Source organism: Nocardia sp. 348MFTsu5.1 (assembly GCF_000383535.1).
In the GTDB taxonomy this organism is placed as follows: Bacteria; Actinomycetota; Actinomycetes; order Mycobacteriales; family Mycobacteriaceae; genus Williamsia; species Williamsia faeni.
Genome location: NZ_KB911519.1, coordinates 104699 through 124044 on the forward strand (window position 1 = coordinate 104699; position 19346 = coordinate 124044).

A 19346-nucleotide genomic window follows, 5' to 3' on the forward strand; every position below is an offset into this window, starting at 1 on the left:
GGGTTCCGCGCCGCATGTTGCGCGGGATACGCTCGGTTTGTGAGCACCATCGACCTCAACAGCGACATCGGCGAATCGTTCGGCCGGTGGGAACTCGGCGATGACAAAGCCATGCTCGCCGTGGTCACCAGCGCCAACATCGCCTGCGGTTTCCACGCCGGCGATCCGAGCACCATCGCACGGACCGCTGGGTGGTCGGTCGACCGCGGAGTTCGAATCGGGGCACAGGTTTCCTATCGCGACCTCGCCGGGTTCGGGCGTCGATTCGTCGATGCCACCCGCACCGAACTGACCGACGACATCGTCTACCAGATCGGTGGCCTGCAGGCGTTGACGGCAGCTGCCGGCGGACACGTCACCTACGTCAAACCCCATGGCGCGCTCTACAACACGGCCGTTCACCACGAGGAACACGCACTGGCCGTGGTCGACGCGATCGCCGCACTCGACCCGGATCTGGCATTGCTCGGTCTACCCGGCTCCCGCCTGCTCGCCCTCGGCGAAGAACGCGGCTTGCGGGTGGTGCGCGAGGCATTCGCCGACCGCGGATACACCCCGGCCGGCACTTTGGTCCCGCGCGGCGAGGAAGGCGCACTGCTGCACGATCCGTCCACCGTCGCCGACCGGGTGTTGCGGATGGTCACCGACAAGATCGTCGTGGCCGTCGACGGCTCCGAAATCGCCATTGATGTGGATTCTGTCTGCGTACACGGTGATTCACCGGCGGCCGTGGCGATGGCCGTTGCCGTCCGCGAGTTACTCACCGCCGAAGGTGTTGAGGTGGAGCCCTTCACATGAAGGTCCTCGCCTACGGTGACCGGTCCCTGATGGTTGAGGTGGACACCATCGAGGAGGTGATCGCCTGGACATCCGAGCTGGGAGACGCCGAGCTCCCAGGCGTTCTCGACATCATCCCCGGGGCACGGACGGTCCTGCTGGTCGCCGACGGGCCTGAACACCTCCCGCGACTTCGCAAGACAATCGGCGCGCTCTCCCCCGACAAGACGGCCACGGCGTCTGACGGCGACCCTGACCTCGTGGAGGTTCCGGTGATCTACGACGGGGCCGACCTCGATGACGTCGGGCGGCTCACCGGGCTGTCGACCGGCGAGGTGGTCGCCGCCCACACCGGAGCGCCATGGATGGTCGCGTTCGGCGGGTTCGCGCCCGGCTTCGCGTATCTGGTCGGTGGAGACGACCGGCTCGAGGTCCCCCGCCGCGACGAGTCCCGGACCCGGGTCCCGGCCGGTGCGGTCGGACTTGCCGGGGAGTTCAGCGGAATCTATCCCCGCACATCGCCCGGCGGCTGGCAATTGCTCGGTCACACCGACCTGGTCATGTGGGACGCCACCCGGGACCCACCGGCGCTGCTGCGACCCGGATGCCTCGTGCAGTTCCGGGACGCCGGGCGCAGTTCCGGGAGGTCGGCGAATGGATGACCTCGAGGTCCTCGCGACCGGACCGTTGACGACCATGCAGGACCAGGGGCGACCCGGATTTGCCGCCCTCGGAGTCGGCCGGTCGGGTGCGGCGGATCGGCACTCCCACTCATTGGCCAACCGCCTGCTCGGCAATAGCGAAAGGTCCGCCGCGCTGGAAGTGACCCTCGGTGGCTTGTCGCTGCGGGCGCGCCGGGAGGTCTGGCTGGCCGTGACCGGCGCCGACGTGGACGTCCTCGTGGACAACGGATCCGGCCGGCATCCGATCGGCATGAACGCGCCGTTCCGGGTCCTTGCCGGCGACGTGGTGACGCTCGGCATGGCCCGCTCCGGGCTGCGTGCGTACGTCGCTGCACGCGGCGGCTTCGATGTTCCCGAGACACTGGGTTCGCGCAGTACCGACACCCTGTCCGGCTTGGGTCCGCCGTCGCCGGCCGTCGGAGATGTCCTCGGTCTCGCACCGCGTCCGGGCGATCTGCCCGACATCGATGTCGCCGCGGTGGCGATGCCAACGGCCGACGAGGTCGAGCTCCGGATCCTTCGTGGTCCACGCGACGACTGGGTCGTCGATGCCGATGCCCTGGTGCAGACCCGCTGGCAGGCGTCCCATCGGAGCGACCGGGTCGGAATGCGCTTGAGCGGCAAAGCCTCCGGGCTCTCGCATCGCGAATCCGGCCGTCAGCTCCCGAGCGAGGGCATCGTGCGCGGTGCCATCCAGGTACCGCCCAGCGGCGAACCGGTGATCTTCCTGGCCGACCATCCGGTCACCGGTGGATATCCGGTGGTCGCGGTGGTGGTCGACGAGGACGTCGACCTCGCCGCACAGATCCGGCCCGGACAACACATCCACCTGCGGTGGACCCGATGACAGATCCCGCAACGCTGGATCCGGCCTGGGCGCGCACACTGTTTCGCGACGGACTCGTCACCCAGACCGCCGGCTGGGCCCAGGGTTGGACGCAGGCCAATCTCATCGCGCTGCCCCGCGCCGACGCCTACGACTTCCTGCTTTTCGCCCAACGCAACCCGAAGTCCTGCCCCGTTCTCGACGTCATCGACGCCGGTGCGGTGACCGGCCCACTTCTCGGCGAGGACAGCGACATCCGGACCGACGCGCCCCTCTACCGCATCTACCGCGGCGGCGAAATGGTCGATGAGACAAGCGATGCCAGTCCGTGGTGGCGAGATGACCTGGTGTCGTTCCTGATCGGCTGCAGCTTCACCTTCGAAGCCGCACTCATCGAGGCCGGCGTACCGGTGCGTCACATCGAGCAGCAGCGCACCGTGCCGATGTTCCGGACCTCGCGGCGCTGCCGCCCGGCCGGCCGGATCTCCGGCCCGCTGGTGGTGTCGATGCGACCGGTCCCCGCCGAGTTGGTGGCCACCGCAGTTCGGGTGACCTCCCGGTATCCCGCAGTCCACGGCTCGCCGGTCCACATCGGTGATCCCGGCGCCCTCGGGATCTCCGACGTCGGCACACCAGATTTCGGTGACCCCGTCGACATCTTTCCCGGCGAGATTCCGGTGTTCTGGGCGTGTGGTGTCACCCCGCAGGCCGCGATGATGGAATCCCGCCCGGACCTGGCGATCGGCCACGCCCCCGGACACATGGTCATCACCGACAAACGCGACAGCGACTATCTCGTCCCCTGACCGTCCACCCTGCGTGGCAACAAATCCGAACCGACGGACCGCGGCCATCGGTAGGCTGGAATGAACACACGCACGCATGTCGAGCAACGGAGGACACGATGTCAGTCAGCCTGGCCAAGGGTGGAAACGTATCGCTGAGCAAAGAGGCGCCGAACCTCACGGCGGTCAGCGTGGGTCTCGGTTGGGATGTGCGGTCGACAACCGGCGCCGACTACGACCTCGACGCCAGCGCGCTGGGCATCAACTCCGCCAAGCGAGTGGTCAACGATTCGTTTTTCGTGTTCTACAACAACCTTCGCTCGCCCGACGGCGCCATCGAGCACACCGGCGACAACCGGACCGGTGAAGGCGAGGGCGACGACGAATCCATCACCGTCGATCTCCAGGCACTCTCCCCGGACGTCGAGTCGATCATCTTCCCGGTGACCATCCACGACGCGGACTCGCTCAACCAGAGTTTCGGTCAGGTGCATGGTGCCTTCATCCGGGTCGTCGACCGCGCTGACAACCGGGAACTGGCCCGCTACGACCTCAGCGAGGACGCCTCCACCGAAACCGCGATGGTGTTCGGCGAGATCTATCGCCGCGGCGGTGAGTGGAAGTTCCGTGCCATCGGCCAGGGTTACGCCTCGGGTCTCGCCGGCATCGCGCGTGATTATGGCGTGAACATCGGCTAGACGCGGTCAGTTGGTGCGGTATCGGGGCAGCACGCCCGTCCCGAAGTGACGTGCTTCCTCGATGTGGGGATAGCCCGAGAAGATGAACTCCTCGATGCCGACGCTGCGATACTCGTCGATGCGATCGGCGATCTCATCGTGGCTACCGACGAGCGCTGTTCCGGCGCCGCCACGGATCAGACCGATGCCGGCCCACAGGTTGGGCCCGACCACAAGATTGTCGCGGTCACCGCCGTGCAGAGCGAGCATCCGGCGCTGGCCCTCGGATCCGATTGCGGCGAGCTGCTTTTGGCGAGTGGCGATGGTGTCCTGGTCGACATCGGCGATGAGCTCCTCGGCGGCCTGCCAGGCCTGCGCCGCCGTGTCCCGGGCGATCACATGCAGCCGGATTCCCCCGCGGATGGTGCGCCCGACCGCTGCCGCCTCCTGCCGCACCCGCGCGAGCTTCTCCCCGACGGCCGCCGGGGGCTCGCCCCAGGTGAGGAAGACGTCGGCCTGCCGGGCCGCGACACCGATTGCGGCGTCGGAGGATCCGCCCAGGTAGACGTCGGGCAGTGGGACATTCGGGTGACCGGCAAATCCGGATGACTGAAGGCGGTCGACCGTGTAGTACGGACCGTCGACGTGCACCGGTTTGCCCTGACCGACGTCCCTGGCGATCTGCAGGAACTGATCGGCCCGGGCATAGCGCTCGTCCTTGCCGAGCGTGTCACCGAAGGCGCGCTGTTCGGTATCATCGCCGCCCACAACCACATTGAGCAGGATGCGGCCTCCCGACAGCCGATGAAACGTGCTGACCATCTGTGCTGCCAAGACCGGCGCCACCGCTCCGGGCCGGAACGCGACCAGGAACTTCAGCCGCCGGGTCGCCGGAATCAAGGCCGAGGTGACGAGCCACGCGTCTTCGCAGTGACCGCCCGTCGGGGTCAGCACCGCATCGAAGCCGAGTTCATCGACGGTCCGGGCCAGCTCGGTCAGATACTCCAGCGATGCGTCACGATGACCGTCGGCGGCTGCAGCATCGCGCGCGTAACCGCCGGCGATCGACACACCATGCGAGCTCGCGCCGAGTTTCTCGTCGTCACCGCCGGTGGGCAGGAACCAGTGAAACCTGGGCGGGACCGACGTCACCGCAGGGCGACTTTCTTACCCGGAATCGCATCGAGCAGTTCCCGTGTGTATTCGTGTTGGGGATTGTCGAAAACGTCTGCAATCGGCCCGGTTTCGACGATCTGGCCACGACGCATGACAGCTACCCCATCGCTGATCTGGCGGACGACGGCGAGGTCGTGAGAGATGAACAGGTAACTCAGGTCGTAGTCTCGCTGCAACCGCGCCAACAGGTCGAGTATCTGCGCCTGCACCGAGACGTCAAGCGCCGACACCGGCTCATCGAGGACCACCAATTGCGGATTCAGCGCCAGCGCTCTCGCGATCGCGACGCGCTGCCGCTGCCCACCGGACAGCTGGGCCGGATGCCGGGACAGGTACTTGTCTCCGAGTGCCACCTGATCGAGCAGCTCGCGCACCTTTTCGCGGCGCTCACCCGAGGTGCCGACTCCGAACGCCTGTAGCGGCTCGCCGACGATCTTGTCGATCGTCAGCTTGGGATCGAGTGACGCATAGGGATTCTGGTGGACGAGCTGGACCCGGCGGCGCAGCTGGCGTAAGTCCTTGCCGCGCAGCGCGGTGATCGGCGCACCGTCGAATTCAACGACACCCGACGATGCGGTCTCGAGGCGGGCAGCGATCCTGGCAGTGGTCGATTTGCCCGAACCGGATTCGCCGACAAGTGAAAATGTCTGTCCTCGAGGCACATCGAACGTCACGTCGTTGACCGCGGTCAACGCGGCGCCACGCCCGATCCGGAAGGTCTTGGTCAGGTTGCGCACCGACAGCAGCGCAGGGCCTTCGGCCGCCGTGCGAGGTTTGCGTGTGGTCACACCGGATACTGCGGTCATGCTCGGGGCGGCAGCGAGGAGCTTTTGTGTGTACTCGTGCTGCGGATTGGTCAGAACCTGATGGGCCGTACCGGTTTCCACGATGCGGCCTTCACTCATGACCACGATGCGATCGGCGCGGTCGGCCGCGACACCGAGATCGTGCGTGATGAGCAGGACGGCGGCGCCGGTCGCGGCAATCCGTTCGTCGAGATGGTCGAGGATGCGGCGCTGCACGGTCACGTCGAGGGCGCTGGTCGGTTCATCCGCGATGATAAGTTCCGGCTCGCAGGCCAGCGCAATCCCGATCAGAACCCGTTGCCGCTGCCCACCGGAGAGATCTTGTGGATACTGCTTGACGCGCAGCTCCGGATGATCGAGACCCGCCTCGGTCAGGATTCGCAGCGCCTCCACTGCGGCGGTGCGGCGGTTCGCCCGCCCATGGATGCGCAACACCTCACCGACCTGTTCGCCGATCCGCGTCACCGGATTCAGCGAGGTGGTGGGATCCTGCGGCACCAAACCGATGTGCGCACCGCGGATCTTTTCCAGTGCCCGGTCGCTCGCGTTGTCGATGCGGTCACCGTTGAATGTGACCGTGCCGGAGGTGATCTTGCCCGTACCCGACAGCAGGCCGATGACGGCCTGCGCGGTCGTCGACTTGCCGGATCCCGACTCGCCCACGATCGCAACGACTTCGCCGCGCGCGACATCGAGGTCGATCCCATCGACGGCGGTGACGACATCGGGGCCGGAACCGTATTGGACGCGCAGACCGGAGAGCCTGAGCAGAGGTTGCGGATCGGTCATCAGTGTCCATCCCGATTCAGTTGATGTCCGATGCGGTGAGCGGAGAGCACCACCGCAATGATCACGAGACCGGGCAGTGTGGTCATCCACCAGGCGACGGCGAGGTAGTTACGGCCCTCGGCGATCAGCGATCCCCATTCCGGCGTCGGCGGTACCGCACCGAATCCGAGGAAGCTCAGGGCGGACACCGCCAGGATCGCCATACCGAACTCGACTGCCGCCAGCGAGATGACCGGCGCGTACGAGTTGCGCAGGATGTGCCGGAACAGGACGGTGGGCCAGCGGACGCCGGAGGCAAAGGCGGCCTCGACATAGGTGGCCCGACGGACCCGCAGAACTTCCGAGCGCGTCACCCGGGCAAAGCCCGCGACCATTGCAATGCCGACGGCGATGGCGACGTTGATCGTCCCGAAGCCGAGTGCGGTCACCAGGGCCAGCGACAGCAGCAGTGCCGGGATCGACAGCATGACATCGACGAGCCTCATCAATCCGGCGTCGAGGATGCCGCCGATGGCTCCCGAGACCAGACCCACCAGGGTACCGACGACCAGAGCGATACCTACCGCCACCAGTGTTGCGGTCAAAGACAGTCCGGACCCGTGTACCACTCGGGTGTAGACGTCGCGGCCGATGTTGTCGGTACCGAACCAGTGCTGAAGGCTCGGTGCCTGGAACTTGTCGGCCGGTACACCCTTCAGCGGGTCGCCACTGGCGAAGACCGAGGGGAACAGCGCGAAGCCGATCACGAGGAGCACCACGATGACCGACAGTGCCAGCACCGCATTCTTCAGGACGGCACGGATACCGAACCGGCGCGGCGCCGGATGCTGTTCGATCTCGAGACTCGTTGGCGCGGCTTCGGCGTCGCGGATCTCGTTCTCGGCGAGTATGAGGTCAGACATGTGCGGCCTCCACATCGGTTCGGCCCGCGGCCGTCTTTTCCGGTTCCGGGGACTTCTTCTTCCGGGTGTTCCCGACGATCCGCGGATCGATGAGCGGATACAGCAGGTCGACGATGAGGTTCACCAGGACGAACACGAGCGTCGACATCACGACGATGCCCAGCACCACCGGAATGTCTTGGGCCATCACCGATGTCTGCGTGAGCCGACCGACGCCCGCCCGGGAGAAGACCGTCTCCACGACAACCGCGCCGGCCAGTAGATTTCCGATGAGCACACCCGCGATGGTCAGCGCCGGAATGCTGGCCAGCCGCACGACATGGTGCGTCACGACCCGAAACCTGCTGGCTCCCTTGGCCTGAGCTGTTTCGACATAGGGTTGCCGCCAGGTGGTACCCATACTCGACGCCAGCACCTGCGCGAGCACCGCGCCGGTGGGGATCGCCAGCGTGAGCGCCGGCAGCACCAGGCTGGAGAAGCCCTTGTCGCCGAATGCCGGAAAAATGTGCAGGTTGAACGAAAACACCTGCAACAGCATCAGACCGACCCAAAAAGTCGGAATCGCGACACCGAGTGGTGGCAGCGCCTGCAACGCGGTGCGCAGCCACTGCGCCCGGCTGTAGGTGGTCGCGAACGCGATGAGCGAACCGAACAGCACGGCGAGCACCAATGCTCCGACCGCCAACTGCAGCGTGCTCGGCAGCGCGTCCGCGATCGCGGTGGTCACCGGCTGCCCCGTCGAGATCGAGGTACCGAAGTCGCCACGGACGGCGTGAGACAGGGAGGTCCAATACTGCGACAGAAGCGACTGGTCCAAGCCGTAGCGGGCCTGCAGGTCCGCTACGGCTTGCTGATCCACCGGCGATGCCGAATTACCCTGCACCGCAATGCTGACCGGGTCAGACGGCAGGATGAACAGGATCCCGAAGGCGATGGTGAACGACGCCCAGAGAACGCCGATCGCCTGCAGCACCCTCAATCCGACATACCGGTACATGATCAGTTCCCGGAGATCCAGGTGTCGTAGAACGCCAGTCTCGCGGATGCATCGAACTTCACGTCCTGGGTATGCGTGGCCGCGCCGATGACCTGTGACAACTCGACGGTCGGGAGCCACAGACCGTTCGAGATGATCTGCTCCTGGGCGGTGGCCAGCAATGCATCACGCTGGGCCTTATCGGTCGCGGCCAGCTGGCCGGTCAATGCATCGTCGAGTGCGGGGATCGGGCCGCGATGGTTCAGGTTGCGGCCGGTGAGTCCGAAGCTGGTGCGCAGGATGTCACCATCGGCGCGCGTTGCGTTGTAGTACACCGCGTCGTAGTCGCCACTGCCCTGCAGGGCTGTGAACTCCGGAGTGGAGACGAGTCCGAGTTTCAGATCGATACCGACGGCCTTGAGCTGCTGCTGGACCAGTTCGAGGATCGCCTGGTTACCGGCGAAGACGGCGCTGAAGGTGAGGGTGAACGAGAGCTTCTGGCCGTCCTTCTCACGGATGCCGTCACTGCCTTCGACCCAACCTGCGGCATCGAGGATGGACTTCGCCTTCTCCTGATCGAACGTCACGTCAGAAGAAAGATCCTTGTACCCGGGGGTGTTTGCCGCGAGCGCGCTGGTTGCAACCTTGAAGTCGGAGTTCAGCACGGTGTCGATGAGCTCTTGCCGATTGATCGCCGGAATGATCGCCTGCCGCACCGCGGGGTCCGTCAGGACACCGCGGGTGACGTTCGGCTGGAATCCGAAGGTCACCCCCGGGTTCGGCGTGGTGAGGATCTGGCCGCCGGCCGCCTCGATCTGCGGGGCATCCTGGGGCAGCGCGTCACTGACCGCGTCGAGCTGATCGGAAGCCAACGATCCGGTGCGCACACCCGATTCGGGGATAACCGTGAAGTCGATGCGGTCGAGGTACGCGTCGCCGGTGTGACTGAAGACGGGAGAGCTCCAGTTGTAGCCGACCCGCTTGGCCAGGGAGACCGACCGGTCCTGCTGCCAATCCGCGTACGTGAACGGTCCACTGCCGATGTTGGTACCGGTGCAGCGCTCCTCAGCGGTCTTCGCGACGGTGGCGTCGGCCTGCAGACCCAGCTGCGAGGTCGACGTCGCCTGCAGGAACTGGGCGTTGGGTGAGCTGAAGTCCACCTGAGCGGTCAGCGGGTCGACGACGGTCGTACCGGTGTAGCCGGAGAGATAGCTACCCGCCAGAGCGGCCTTGGCCGCACCGAGGGCGATGATGGCGTCGAAGTTCTTCTTGACCGAATCAGCCGTCACCGGGGTGCCGTCACTGAAGGTGACGCCATCCTTGAGGTGGAAGGTGAACGACTTGGCGTCGGGGCTGATGTCCCAGCTCTGCGCCAGCCAGGGGGTGATCTCGCCCGTCTCCGGATTCTGGTCGGTCAGCGAATCCACCACCTGGCGGGTGACGTAGATCGTCTGGTTGCTGCCGCCCTGCGTCGGATCCGAGCAAGTCGGAGCCTGGGACAGCCCGTACCGCAACGTGCCGCCCGGCTGTGCGGGACCGGCGTCGCCATCGGTGCCCGATGCATCGGAGCCACAGGCACTGAGCAGCGAGGCTGACATCAGTGTGGCGCCGACCACGGCGAGTAGCGGGCGGGACATACGTGCCTTCATTCGTTTCCTCCATTGATCCTGGCGGTAGCACCCGCCGCTGAGGCGGGTTGCTGCGGCGTCCTGAAGCCAGGTCTCTCGGCCGCTCTGGATGGTCGTGAGTCTACGGCGGGCCCGCAACCAACTGTCAATTCATCGACAGCGATAAACCGTTGCGTACCAGCGTCTTCGGTAAAAATCAGACGAGTTAAAACTAGCCCGCCTCAGCGTCGGCGCCGACGCTGTGATGTCTCGATCGCACCGGCGGCAGCTCCAGGTGTTCGCGCAGTGTGCTGCCGGTGTAGCGGGTCCGGTAGGCCCCGCGTTCCTGCAGCTCGGGGATCAGGAGATCGACGATGTCATCGAGACCACCCGGGACGATGTACGGCGAGATGTTGAGCCCGTCGATGGCACCGCTGCGCACGAAATGGATGAGTCGTTCGGCCACCTGGGCGGGTGTTCCGATCCAGCCACTGCGGGCCGAGGTCTCGATCGCCAGTTGCCGGATCGACAGGTTCTTTGCCTCGGCGAGCGCCCGCCACTGCGCAGCGATCGCGTGCGGGTCCTTGCCGTCGCGTGCAGCACCGCGGGTGACCGAGATCGGCGCGGCCACCGGGTCGTCCGTCGGCAGTGGTCCGTCGGGGTCCAGGTGCGAGAGATCACGACCCCACACCTGCTCCACCAGGGACAAAGCGGTGGCGCCGCTGTACTGGCCCTCACGGACCCAGCGAAGCTTGTCCTCGACCTCCGACTCCTTCTCCGCGAGCACGACCTCGCTGCCGGGAAGGATCCGCAGCTCCCCCGCCGCTCGGCCGGCTGCACGCAGCCGGCTTCGCATGTCGGTGGCAAAGGCGAGCGCGTCGTCGAAATCGCTACCGTGCGCGGAGAAGATCACGTCGGCATAGTTCGCACCGAAGTCACGACCCTGCGAGGAGTCGCCGGCCTGGAACAGCACCGGGTGGCCTTGCCGACTCCGCGGAAGCGTGGGCCTCAAGGAGATGTCGAACTGCGAACTCGACTGGGAGACATGGTTGATCGCGCCCTCACGTGACCATCGCGCCGAGTCGGCATCGGCGATCGCGTCGTCGGACCATCCGTCCCAGATCGCCCGGGCCGTGTCGATGAACTCGCCGGCGCGCTGGTAGCGCAGCGCGTGGTCGAGGAAACCGCCGCGCCGGAAGTTCTCACCGGTCCAGGCGTTGTCGGTGGTGACGACGTTCCAGCCGGCCCGTCCACCGGACAACAGGTCCAGACCCGAGAGACGACGCGCAAGGTCGGCGGGTTCGTTGTATGTCGAGTTCTGGGTGGCAACCAGACCGATCTTGCTGGTGATGCCGGCGAGCGCAGCAAGTTGCGTGATCGCGTCGGGACGTCCGGCGATGTCGAGATCGAGGATCTTGCCCTGCTGCTCACGCAATCGCAGGCCTTCACCGAGGAAGAACGCGTCGAACAGTCCACGTTCGGCTGTCAGCGCCACGCGTCGGAAGGTCTCGAAATCGATCTGCGATGCGCTCGCCGGATCGGACCAGATCGTGTTGTGGTTCACGCCCTGGAAGAACACCCCGAAGTGGACGTTGGCGTCCGGGCGGGCGTAATCGTTCGAAGAACTCCTGGTCATTGCGCTCCCAACAGGTTTGCCGGACGGTCGAGTCCGAGGTGATCGCGCAGGGTGGCCCCGATCAGAGGGCGCGACACGACGCCGCTCTCGATGAGGGGCGGCAGCACCGAGCGCGTAAGGGTACGCAGGTCCTCGTCGAGGACCAGCGGATGGATCCGGGCTCCGTCGGCGACATCGGCGAGCGAGGTCAGCGCAGCGACCAGTTCCGTCGGCGTTCCGCTGAAACCGAAGCTTCCGGCGGGGAGGTCGTGCGGCGTGTGGGCATCGAGGTCGGCGATCCGCTGTGCGGCGGTCGCGGTGTCGAGGTCGATCGCGACGTACACGTCGACGATCACCCTCGCGGCGCCGGCTGTTCGGGCATCTTCGACGGCGGCCCGGATCTCGGCCGGCGACGTGCCCGAGACGATGGCCACGTCGATCAGGTCGGCAGGCACCTCACCGGGGCGACCGAAGACCACAACCCGGCCCTGTGGTGGCCGGGGAACAATCGATGGGCCCTTGACCGAGAAGTTCTCCCCTTCGAAGTCGACGTAGTGGAGTTTGGTGCGGTCGAGGAACCGTCCGGTCGCATGATCACGTATCACGGCGTCGTCGTCCCAGGAGTCCCACAGAGCCTGCGCCACCCGGACCGAATCACGCTGATCTGCTGCATATTTCGACTCTGACGGCACCGGCACACCGAAGGCGGCGGCAGCCTCGGGTTCCGGACTTCTCGCCGTGATCCAGCCGGCGCGACCACGCGACGCGTAATCGAGCGTCGCGAGCTGCGAGGAGGTGTGGAACGGTTCGGCGAAGGTTGTCGAGATCACCGGCACGAGACCGATTGTGCTCGTGGTGCCGGCCACGAACGCGGCGCGGTTGACCGCGTCGATCCGGCCGGCGATGTCCGGACCATCCGCCGGTCCGATGGGTGAATCATCGAAGGAGGCAAAGGTGAAGCTGGCGTTCTCCGCCGCCGCGACCACGGTCCGGCTGCGGGCTCCGGTGAGCAACTGAGCCTGTGTGTGGTGCGCCCGGCGCCATGCTGCCGGGTGGTAGCCGTCGCCGTCTACCTCGATACCGAGGACAAACCCGCTCATGCCACACCCTGGATCTTCTTGTCGCGCTTGGCGACTTCCTCACGAACGATCGGGATGACATACCGGCCGAAATCGATGGCGTCGTCGAGCAGGTCGTAGCCGCGGGCCGACAGGATGTCGATTCCGAGGTCGTAGTACTCGAGGAGGGCCTCGGCGACGGTCTCGGGTGACCCCACGAGTGCGTTGGAATTGCCGCCTCCACCCGTCGCCTTGGACGTGGCCGTCCAGCCCGCCTTGCCGAAGCGATCCACCGAATCTGCGATGGCCAGCAGACGCTGCGAACCGGCGTTCTGCGGTGCCGTCAGCGACAGCATGCGCGAGAAGACGGGATTGCCTGCAACGCGGCCCTTGATCTGTTCGACGATGGATTCTGCTTTGCGCCAGGCCAATTCGTCGGTGGGGGCGATGATGGGCCGGAAGGCGACCTGCAGACGCGGTCGCGGCTTACCGGCAGCCTTCGCCGCGGCGGTGATCGAGGCGATCTGCTCCGCGGTGTTCTCGAGCGGCTCACCCCACAGCGCATAGATGTCGGCTTCGGCGCCACCGACGGCATAGGCCGCCTCAGACGAACCACCGAAGGAGATGTTGGGCCGGGGCTGTGCGACCGGGAAGATGTCGGAGACGAAGTCGTTGAACTGGTAATGGGTGCCGTTGTGAGAGAACGGTTCCCGGCTGGTCCAGGCCTTCTTGACGATCTGGATGTACTCCCTGGTCCGGTCGTACCGTTCGTCCTTCGTCAGGAAGTCGCCCTCGCGCTGCTGCTCGGCGTCGTTGCCGCCGGTGATGAAGTGCACCGTGACCCTTCCGCCCGAGATCTGGTCGAGCGTGGCGAAGGTCTTGGCGGCAAACGTCGGATACGAGACATTCGGGCGATGCGCCAGCAGGATCTGGATGCGATCGAGGTGGCTGACGATGTACGACGCGGCAGCTGCCGGTTCGGGGGCCCCGGAGCCGTAGGCGAAAAGGATCCGGTCCCAGCCGAAATCTTCGTGTGCGCGAGCAAGTTTGAGCGTGTACTCCTTGTCGAAGGAGCTGGCGGTGGTGCGTGGCCGGATCTCGGTGGCGTCGTTCGTGCCCGCGATGCCCAGGAATTCTACTGGCATGTCGTTGGTCCTGTCTTCAGATGAAAGTGGAACGAGGAGCGATTACAGGCCCCACGCCTTGGCGAGCAGTTCATGCGATCGGAGTCGGTCCTCATGACGATGGGTGACCGAGGTGATCACCAGTCCGTCTGCGGCAGTGAGCTTTTGCAGCGCTTCGAGTCGCGCGACCACGGTCTCCGGGCCACCGACGAACTGCGTCTCGACACGATCGGCGACGAGAGCGAATTGTTCGTCCGACAGTGGGGCCACCGTCGCGGGGTCCGGATAGGCGATGGCGCCGTGCCCACTGCGAATGCTGTACACCCACTGCGGAAATGACGACGCGAGTTCTTTCGCGGTCGCGTCATCGTCGGCGACCACCACGTCGGCAGACACCACCACGTGCGGTTCGGCGAGCGTGGCGGACGGAACAAAAGCCTCCCGATAGGCCTGCACCGCTTCGAGAGTGGTCGACGGGGTCACGTGATAGTTGGCCACGAAGGGCAAACCACGCGAGCCGGCCACCTGGGCGCTCTGGCCCTTGCTGGTGCCGAAGATCCACAACTCCAGACCGGCGTTCTCCCCTGGGCTGGCATGCAATTCGACGCCGGACGGCGTGCGGTACGTCCCGGCGATGAGCGCTTCGATGTCGGCGACCTGGTCGGTGAAGTCGGGGGGCTGCGCTCCGGGTTGGGTCAGCACCTCGGCCATCGCGGCCAGCCGCGACGCCTTCAGCAACACGGACAGGTCGAACGGCGCAGGCACGATCACACCGTCGATCACCTCACGCTGACGGTCCGGGGCGGTCGGTGATGGTGCCGAACCCGCCTTCTGCGCTTCGGACCGGCGTTGACCCGACCGTCCGAGCCCGAGGTCGAGCCGGCCAGGGTGAAACGCGTCGAGAATGCCCCACTCCTCCACGACCGACACCGCGGTCCGCTGACCGACCTGAACGGCCGCAGACCCCACTCGAATGGTGGAGGTCGCGGCAGCGATCTGCCCGACGACCACGGTCGGTGACGAACTCGCGACCGCCACAAAGTGGTGCTCGGCCAGCCAGTATCTGGAGTAACCCCACAACTCGGCGTGCTGGGCGAGGTCCACCGAGTTCTTCAACGCCGTCGCCGCATCCGATCCTTCGCTGATCGGCGAGAGGTCGAGTATCGACAGCGGCACTCGTGAGGACGCGGAAGTCGACGTGGTCATGTCGGGACCGCTACCCGGGCGGGCGCATTGATGGGCCGGCTCGGGATCTCCCGCCGCAGAACCGGTGCGATCTCACTCTGGAATAACTCGAGCGAATCGCGGTGTTGTGCGTCGGTGAGCCCGCTGGCGTCGGCGTGCAGGTGCATCACTTCGTGCCCGAACTTCTCGTGATAGCGCAGCACCTTGTCGATCACCTGTTGCGGACTGCCCAGCAACAACGAACTCCGTTCGATCGCGTCCTCGAGAGTCGGGAAGACAAGTGGCAGCCCGAAAGACCCGATTCGCGCGACCGTGGCGTCGAAAAGCGGACGGTAGGTGTTGATCGCGTCCTGCGAGTTCTTGGTCGCATAGAAACCGGCCGAGCCGGCGCCGACGAGGGCCGCCGCCGGATCGTGGCCATAGGCCGCCCAGCGCTCCCGGTAATAATCGATCAGCTCCGCGTAGGGCTCGATCGGGTTGGTGACGTTGGCCGAGAACAGCGGATCACCGTAAGACGCTGCGAGATCTACTGATTCGCGACTGGTCGCGCTGCCGTGCCAGATCCGGATCTGCTTCTGCAGCGGCCGGGGCAATGCCTCGGCCTCGGTCAGCGATGGGCGGTACTTCCCCTCCCACGTGACGGTGTCGTTCTCCCACAACTGCCGGAAGAGCTCGTATCCCTCACGATTCCGATCCCACTGATCGGCCTCGGTGACATGGAACAGCTTGGCCTGCGCGGCGCCGTTACCTTTGCCGATCATCAGCTGCAGGCGCCCACCCGAGAGGTTGTCCAGCGTCGAGTAGTCCTCGAACGCCCGGACCGGATCGAGCAGGCTCAAGGTCGTCACGGCAGTGAACAGAGCTATCGACGACGTGCGCGCCGCGATGTTGCTCAGCACCACCGGCGGCGACGACGAGATGAACGGCCGCTCGTGCCGCTCGCCGACACCGAAGCCGTCGAAGCCGAGTTCCTCGGCGAGGACAGCATTGTCAACCACTTCCCGCAGCCGTTCCGACGGACTGATCGTCACGCCGGTTACGGGATGGGGGGTGTGGGTGATCAGACTGATCAATAAGAATTTCACCCAAACTCCTGAACTGAGAACACAGCACACAACCTTCATCGGTCCCGGCGGTAGCACCCTCACCCGCCGAAGCGGGGGGTTGCTGCGATGTCAGCGAGCCGGGTCTCTCAATCGCTCCTGATGATGCTTCTCGACATTAAGCGCACTCCCGAAAACGGTCAAACAGCGAATTCGCCTGCAGTGCAGACTCTGTGACGGACTCCGTGGTCGACGTACACAACAAGGTTTCAATCAGGCGGAATTTTAATCGGCGCCTTGACCGTCGAGCATGCGTTCCCGCATCTCTTCGAACACCCGGCCGATCACCGAGACGTCTCGCGGGCTGAGCAGGTCGAACATCGTCTTCCGCACCTCGGCCACGTGACCGGGACTGACGGCTGCCAGCTTGTCGGTGCCGTCTTCGGTCAGCTCGGCCATCATCCCGCGCTTGTCGTCCTCACATTCCACCCGCCGCACCCATCCGGCCGTGACCAGCCGCCCGATCGCCCGGGTCGCGCCTCCGCGCGTGGTCGTCATGGCGTCGGCCAGCTCGCGCATCCGCAGACGTCCGCCGGGCGCCTCGGACAGGATCACCAGAATCTCGAAGTCCGTGAAGGACATGTCGGCGTCGCGGGTGAGCTGCTGGTCGAGCGTCCGCAGCAGCAGGCGCGTGGCGTCGAGGTAGGCGCGCCAGGCGTGATGTTCGGCGTCGCTGAGCCATCGGGTGTCGTCCACCTGACGAGCATATCCAAAGTGGTTGACAAAACAACTACCTGGGTTTAGATTCAAGTCGTTGACAAAGCAACTAGTTTGATCGGGACCCGGGAGACGCAGCGAAGCGGAACTCGACCAATTAGCAGGAAGGCAGACCATGACCACTGCAGCCGAAGAACAGCGTTCGCAGGATTTCGCACAGCAACGCGACCGCATCCGTTCCGAGCACCTCAAGCCGGCATCGACACGGCCTGCCTCCTCCGCCAGGGGCCTGCACCACACAGCTCTTGTCAGCAGCGACGTCGAGCAGACCGTGCGGTTTTATCAGGGCATCCTGGAGTTCCCCCTTACCGAGCTCATCGAGAACCGCGACTACCCCGGTTCATCGCACTTCTTCTTCGACATCGGCAACGGAAACCTGCTGGCGTTCTTCGACTTCCCCGGTCTCGACGTCGGGCCGTACCAGGAAGTCCTCGGCGGTCTCCATCATGTCGCCATCAGTGTCGAGCCCACGCGATGGGAAGCACTGCGCACCAAGCTGATCGACGCCGGCGTGGAACTCGCCGAACACAGCGAGGTGTCGCTCTACTTCCGCGACCCCGACGGCGCACGCATCGAATTGATCGCCGATCCACTCGGTGAGATGTACGGCAATCACGTCCTCTGATTCTTCAGTCCCCGAAAGGCCCTTCGCGATGACTTCAGCGACCACGTCCGCACAGTTCGACGTCCGCCGGGCCGAGGGCCGGTTCAAGACCAACGCCGGCTGGCTCGACTCCAAACACTCCTTCTCCTTCGGCCATCACTACGACCAGGCCAACACCCACCACGGTGTCCTGATGGTCAACAACGACGACATCGTCCTCCCGGGCGAGGGTTTCGACACCCACCCGCACCGGGACATGGAGATCATCACCTGGGTTCTGCAGGGCTCCCTGGTGCATCAGGACTCCATGGGCCACAACGGCGTCATCTACCCGGGCCTGGCGCAGCGGATGAGCGCCGGCACCGGGATCAGGCATTCGGAGAAGAACGACTCGTGGCGCCTCGACACCGTCTCGGGCACCGCTGCCGAAAAGCATGACGAACCGGTCCACTTCATCCAGATGTGGGTTGTCCCCGACGAGTCCGGCATCACGCCCGGCTACGAGCAACTCGAGATCGACAACGAACTGCTCTCCGGTGGGCTGGTTCCGGTTGCCACCGGGATGCCGGAGTACATCGACCATTCCGCCATCCGGATCAAGAACAAGTACGCGGCGATGCACGTCGCGCGCATGCAACCGGGACAGGTTCCGGTGACGTTGCCGGACGCTCCCATGCTCCACGTCTTCGTTCCGCGCGGCGAGGTGTTCATGGAGGGGGTCGGTGAACTCCGCGAAGGTGACGCGGTTCGCGTCAACGGTGGTGGCGGGCAGCAACTGACCGCCGGCACCGACGCCGAGGTCATCGTGTGGGAAATGCATGCAGCGATAGCGGCCTGACACCCACGGGCCATAGGCTCAGACCTGATGACAAACTTCACCTACACCGGGCTGCCGTCGCGGATCGTATTCGGGAGCGGCACACTCGGGGCTGTCGGCGACGAAGTCAGCAGACTCGGTGGCAATCGGGTTCTGCTCCTCGCCGGACCACGGCTCGAAACCCTGGCCGCCGACCTGACCGCCCAGTTGGGCACTCGGGTCGTGGCCCGCTTCGACGGCGCCGCCATGCACACACCGTTGGAGGTCACCACCCGCGCGATGGAACTGGCCGAAGCCAGTGCTGTCGATTGCGTGGTCGCGATCGGAGGCGGTTCGGCCACCGGGTTGTCGAAGGCGCTGGCGGTTCGCGGCGGATACGACCAGATCATCGTTCCGACAACGTATGCCGGGTCCGAGGTCACACCCGTCCTCGGAGAAACCGTCGACGGGGTCAAGACCACCCGCAGTTCGGCAGACATCCTGCCCGAGACCGTCATCTATGACGTCGATCTGACCCTCGATCTACCGGCCGCGATCACACTCACCAGCTCGATCAATGCCCTGGCGCATGCGGTCGAGGCGCTGTATTCGGCAGAGCGCAATCCGGTCACCGACCTGATGGCGCTCGAAGCCGTCGCGAGTATCAGCCGCGCACTCCCCCGCGTGATGGCGGACCTCCACAATACCGATGCCCGAGCCGACCTCCTGCGTGCGGCATGGCTGGCCGGCAGTTGCCTCGGAACCGTTGGAATGGGTCTGCACCACAAGCTCTGCCACACTCTGGGCGGCAGCTTCGGCCTGCCACATGCTCCGACACATACCGTCGTGCTGCCCCATGCCATGGCCTACAACGCGCCCGCCGCTGCGAGCGCGATCGAGCGTATCTCCGATGCCATGGGCGTGCCCGACGCGGCTGCCGGTGTCTACGACCTCGTGGCCTCGCTCGGCGGACCGGTGTCGCTGGCCGAATTGGGATTCGATACCGAATCCATCCCTCGCGCATGCGAATTGGCCAACGCCAAGCCATATCCGAACCCTCGCCCGGTCACCCGGACCGGCATCGGCAAGCTCCTCACCGATGCCACCTCCGGAATCCGTCCGACTGCCAACTCCTGATCC

At 65.5% G+C, this 19346-nt stretch carries 19 protein-coding genes and 2 riboswitches; of the genes, 8 read left to right on the plus strand and 11 right to left on the minus strand.

Going from position 1 to position 19346, the window contains the following annotated elements:
* The first annotated feature begins 39 nt into the window (after positions 1-39).
* The 5 genes from H290_RS0119865 (at position 40) to H290_RS0119885 (ending at position 3769) form a co-directional block, all read left to right on the plus strand.
* Complete coding sequence (locus H290_RS0119865) at positions 40-798, plus strand: LamB/YcsF family protein (RefSeq protein ID WP_020108584.1); 759 nt, start codon at positions 40-42, stop codon at positions 796-798.
* A complete protein-coding gene (locus H290_RS0119870) occupies positions 795-1439 on the plus strand; it encodes an allophanate hydrolase subunit 1 (protein ID WP_020108585.1) in 645 nt (214 codons plus the stop codon). The genes H290_RS0119865 and H290_RS0119870 overlap by 4 nt, the downstream gene beginning before the upstream one ends.
* Positions 1432-2307 (plus strand): biotin-dependent carboxyltransferase family protein, encoded by an 876-nt coding sequence (locus H290_RS0119875; protein WP_020108586.1) that lies wholly within the window; start codon positions 1432-1434, stop codon positions 2305-2307. The genes H290_RS0119870 and H290_RS0119875 overlap by 8 nt, the downstream gene beginning before the upstream one ends.
* The gene (locus tag H290_RS0119880; protein WP_081631658.1) at positions 2304-3092 is read left to right on the plus strand and encodes a putative hydro-lyase; all 789 of its coding nucleotides are present in this window, start codon (positions 2304-2306) and stop codon (positions 3090-3092) included. Before H290_RS0119875 ends, H290_RS0119880 begins: the two co-directional genes overlap by 4 nt.
* Positions 3093-3190: 98 nt before the next feature.
* Complete coding sequence (locus H290_RS0119885; RefSeq protein WP_020108588.1) at positions 3191-3769, plus strand: TerD family protein; 579 nt, start codon at positions 3191-3193, stop codon at positions 3767-3769.
* Between the two features lie 6 nt (positions 3770-3775).
* Here the strand turns inward: H290_RS0119885 and H290_RS0119890 are convergent, their stop codons facing one another.
* The 11 genes from H290_RS0119890 to H290_RS0119940 form a co-directional block, all read right to left on the minus strand.
* A complete protein-coding gene (locus H290_RS0119890) occupies positions 3776-4900 on the minus strand; it encodes an LLM class flavin-dependent oxidoreductase (RefSeq protein WP_020108589.1) in 1125 nt (374 codons plus the stop codon).
* On the minus strand, positions 4897-6519 hold the full coding sequence (locus H290_RS0119895; RefSeq protein ID WP_020108590.1) for an ABC transporter ATP-binding protein: 1623 nt from the start codon (positions 6517-6519) through the stop codon (positions 4897-4899). The genes H290_RS0119890 and H290_RS0119895 overlap by 4 nt, the downstream gene beginning before the upstream one ends.
* A complete protein-coding gene (locus H290_RS0119900; protein ID WP_020108591.1) occupies positions 6519-7421 on the minus strand; it encodes an ABC transporter permease in 903 nt (300 codons plus the stop codon). The genes H290_RS0119895 and H290_RS0119900 overlap by 1 nt, the downstream gene beginning before the upstream one ends.
* The gene (locus tag H290_RS0119905) at positions 7414-8418 is read right to left on the minus strand and encodes an ABC transporter permease (RefSeq protein WP_020108592.1); all 1005 of its coding nucleotides are present in this window, start codon (positions 8416-8418) and stop codon (positions 7414-7416) included. The genes H290_RS0119900 and H290_RS0119905 overlap by 8 nt, the downstream gene beginning before the upstream one ends.
* Before the next feature lie 2 nt (positions 8419-8420).
* Positions 8421-10034: an ABC transporter substrate-binding protein gene (locus H290_RS0119910; RefSeq protein ID WP_020108593.1), complete on the minus strand. Its 1614-nt coding sequence runs from the start codon at positions 10032-10034 to the stop codon at positions 8421-8423.
* An 18-nt stretch (positions 10035-10052) separates the two neighbouring features.
* Positions 10053-10141, minus strand: a riboswitch (SAM riboswitch).
* 95 nt (positions 10142-10236) lie between these two features.
* Positions 10237-11640, minus strand: a complete 1404-nt coding sequence (locus H290_RS0119915; protein WP_020108594.1) for an NtaA/DmoA family FMN-dependent monooxygenase — start codon at positions 11638-11640, stop codon at positions 10237-10239.
* Positions 11637-12719 (minus strand): LLM class flavin-dependent oxidoreductase, encoded by a 1083-nt coding sequence (locus tag H290_RS0119920; protein WP_020108595.1) that lies wholly within the window; start codon positions 12717-12719, stop codon positions 11637-11639. The genes H290_RS0119915 and H290_RS0119920 overlap by 4 nt, the downstream gene beginning before the upstream one ends.
* A complete protein-coding gene (locus H290_RS0119925) occupies positions 12716-13822 on the minus strand; it encodes an LLM class flavin-dependent oxidoreductase (protein WP_020108596.1) in 1107 nt (368 codons plus the stop codon). Before H290_RS0119925 ends, H290_RS0119920 begins: the two co-directional genes overlap by 4 nt.
* 42 nt (positions 13823-13864) lie before the next feature.
* Positions 13865-15007, minus strand: a complete 1143-nt coding sequence (locus H290_RS0119930; RefSeq protein ID WP_036519654.1) for an LLM class flavin-dependent oxidoreductase — start codon at positions 15005-15007, stop codon at positions 13865-13867.
* Positions 15004-16071, minus strand: coding sequence for an LLM class flavin-dependent oxidoreductase (locus H290_RS0119935; protein ID WP_036519702.1), 1068 nt, complete (start codon positions 16069-16071; stop codon positions 15004-15006). The genes H290_RS0119930 and H290_RS0119935 overlap by 4 nt, the downstream gene beginning before the upstream one ends.
* 32 nt (positions 16072-16103) lie before the next feature.
* A riboswitch (SAM riboswitch) is annotated at positions 16104-16198 on the minus strand.
* A 116-nt stretch (positions 16199-16314) separates the two neighbouring features.
* Positions 16315-16785 carry a MarR family winged helix-turn-helix transcriptional regulator gene (locus H290_RS0119940; RefSeq protein ID WP_020108599.1) on the minus strand — a complete coding sequence of 157 codons (471 nt, stop codon included), beginning with the start codon at positions 16783-16785 and terminating at the stop codon, positions 16315-16317.
* A 136-nt stretch (positions 16786-16921) separates the two neighbouring features.
* Here H290_RS0119940 and H290_RS0119945 point away from each other — a divergent pair, with 136 nt between their 5' ends.
* The 3 genes from H290_RS0119945 to H290_RS0119955 are packed head-to-tail and all read left to right on the plus strand — an operon-like array spanning position 16922 to position 19343.
* Positions 16922-17431 carry a VOC family protein gene (locus tag H290_RS0119945; protein WP_020108600.1) on the plus strand — a complete coding sequence of 170 codons (510 nt, stop codon included), beginning with the start codon at positions 16922-16924 and terminating at the stop codon, positions 17429-17431.
* Between the two features lie 28 nt (positions 17432-17459).
* Positions 17460-18248: a pirin-like bicupin family protein gene (locus H290_RS0119950; RefSeq protein WP_020108601.1), complete on the plus strand. Its 789-nt coding sequence runs from the start codon at positions 17460-17462 to the stop codon at positions 18246-18248.
* Positions 18249-18275: 27 nt separating this feature from the next.
* Positions 18276-19343, plus strand: coding sequence for a maleylacetate reductase (locus H290_RS0119955; protein WP_020108602.1), 1068 nt, complete (start codon positions 18276-18278; stop codon positions 19341-19343).
* Positions 19344-19346 lie beyond the last annotated feature (3 nt).

Excerpts from the sequence above, each read along its gene's own strand:
- H290_RS0119870 (WP_020108585.1), top strand. The coding sequence starts at position 795 with ATGAAGGTCCTCGCCTACGGTGACCGGTCCCTGATGGTTGAGGTGGAC.
- H290_RS0119875 (WP_020108586.1), top strand. The coding sequence starts at position 1,432 with ATGGATGACCTCGAGGTCCTCGCGACCGGACCGTTGACGACCATGCAG.
- H290_RS0119880 (WP_081631658.1), top strand. The coding sequence starts at position 2,304 with ATGACAGATCCCGCAACGCTGGATCCGGCCTGGGCGCGCACACTGTTT.
- H290_RS0119885 (WP_020108588.1), top strand. The coding sequence starts at position 3,191 with ATGTCAGTCAGCCTGGCCAAGGGTGGAAACGTATCGCTGAGCAAAGAG.
- H290_RS0119895 (WP_020108590.1), bottom strand. The coding sequence starts at position 6,519 with ATGACCGATCCGCAACCTCTGCTCAGGCTCTCCGGTCTGCGCGTCCAA.
- H290_RS0119900 (WP_020108591.1), bottom strand. The coding sequence starts at position 7,421 with ATGTCTGACCTCATACTCGCCGAGAACGAGATCCGCGACGCCGAAGCC.
- H290_RS0119905 (WP_020108592.1), bottom strand. The coding sequence starts at position 8,418 with ATGTACCGGTATGTCGGATTGAGGGTGCTGCAGGCGATCGGCGTTCTC.
- H290_RS0119910 (WP_020108593.1), bottom strand. The coding sequence starts at position 10,034 with ATGTCCCGCCCGCTACTCGCCGTGGTCGGCGCCACACTGATGTCAGCC.
- H290_RS0119915 (WP_020108594.1), bottom strand. The coding sequence starts at position 11,640 with ATGACCAGGAGTTCTTCGAACGATTACGCCCGCCCGGACGCCAACGTC.
- H290_RS0119920 (WP_020108595.1), bottom strand. The coding sequence starts at position 12,719 with ATGAGCGGGTTTGTCCTCGGTATCGAGGTAGACGGCGACGGCTACCAC.
- H290_RS0119925 (WP_020108596.1), bottom strand. The coding sequence starts at position 13,822 with ATGCCAGTAGAATTCCTGGGCATCGCGGGCACGAACGACGCCACCGAG.
- H290_RS0119930 (WP_036519654.1), bottom strand. The coding sequence starts at position 15,007 with ATGACCACGTCGACTTCCGCGTCCTCACGAGTGCCGCTGTCGATACTC.
- H290_RS0119945 (WP_020108600.1), top strand. The coding sequence starts at position 16,922 with ATGACCACTGCAGCCGAAGAACAGCGTTCGCAGGATTTCGCACAGCAA.
- H290_RS0119950 (WP_020108601.1), top strand. The coding sequence starts at position 17,460 with ATGACTTCAGCGACCACGTCCGCACAGTTCGACGTCCGCCGGGCCGAG.
- H290_RS0119955 (WP_020108602.1), top strand. The coding sequence starts at position 18,276 with ATGACAAACTTCACCTACACCGGGCTGCCGTCGCGGATCGTATTCGGG.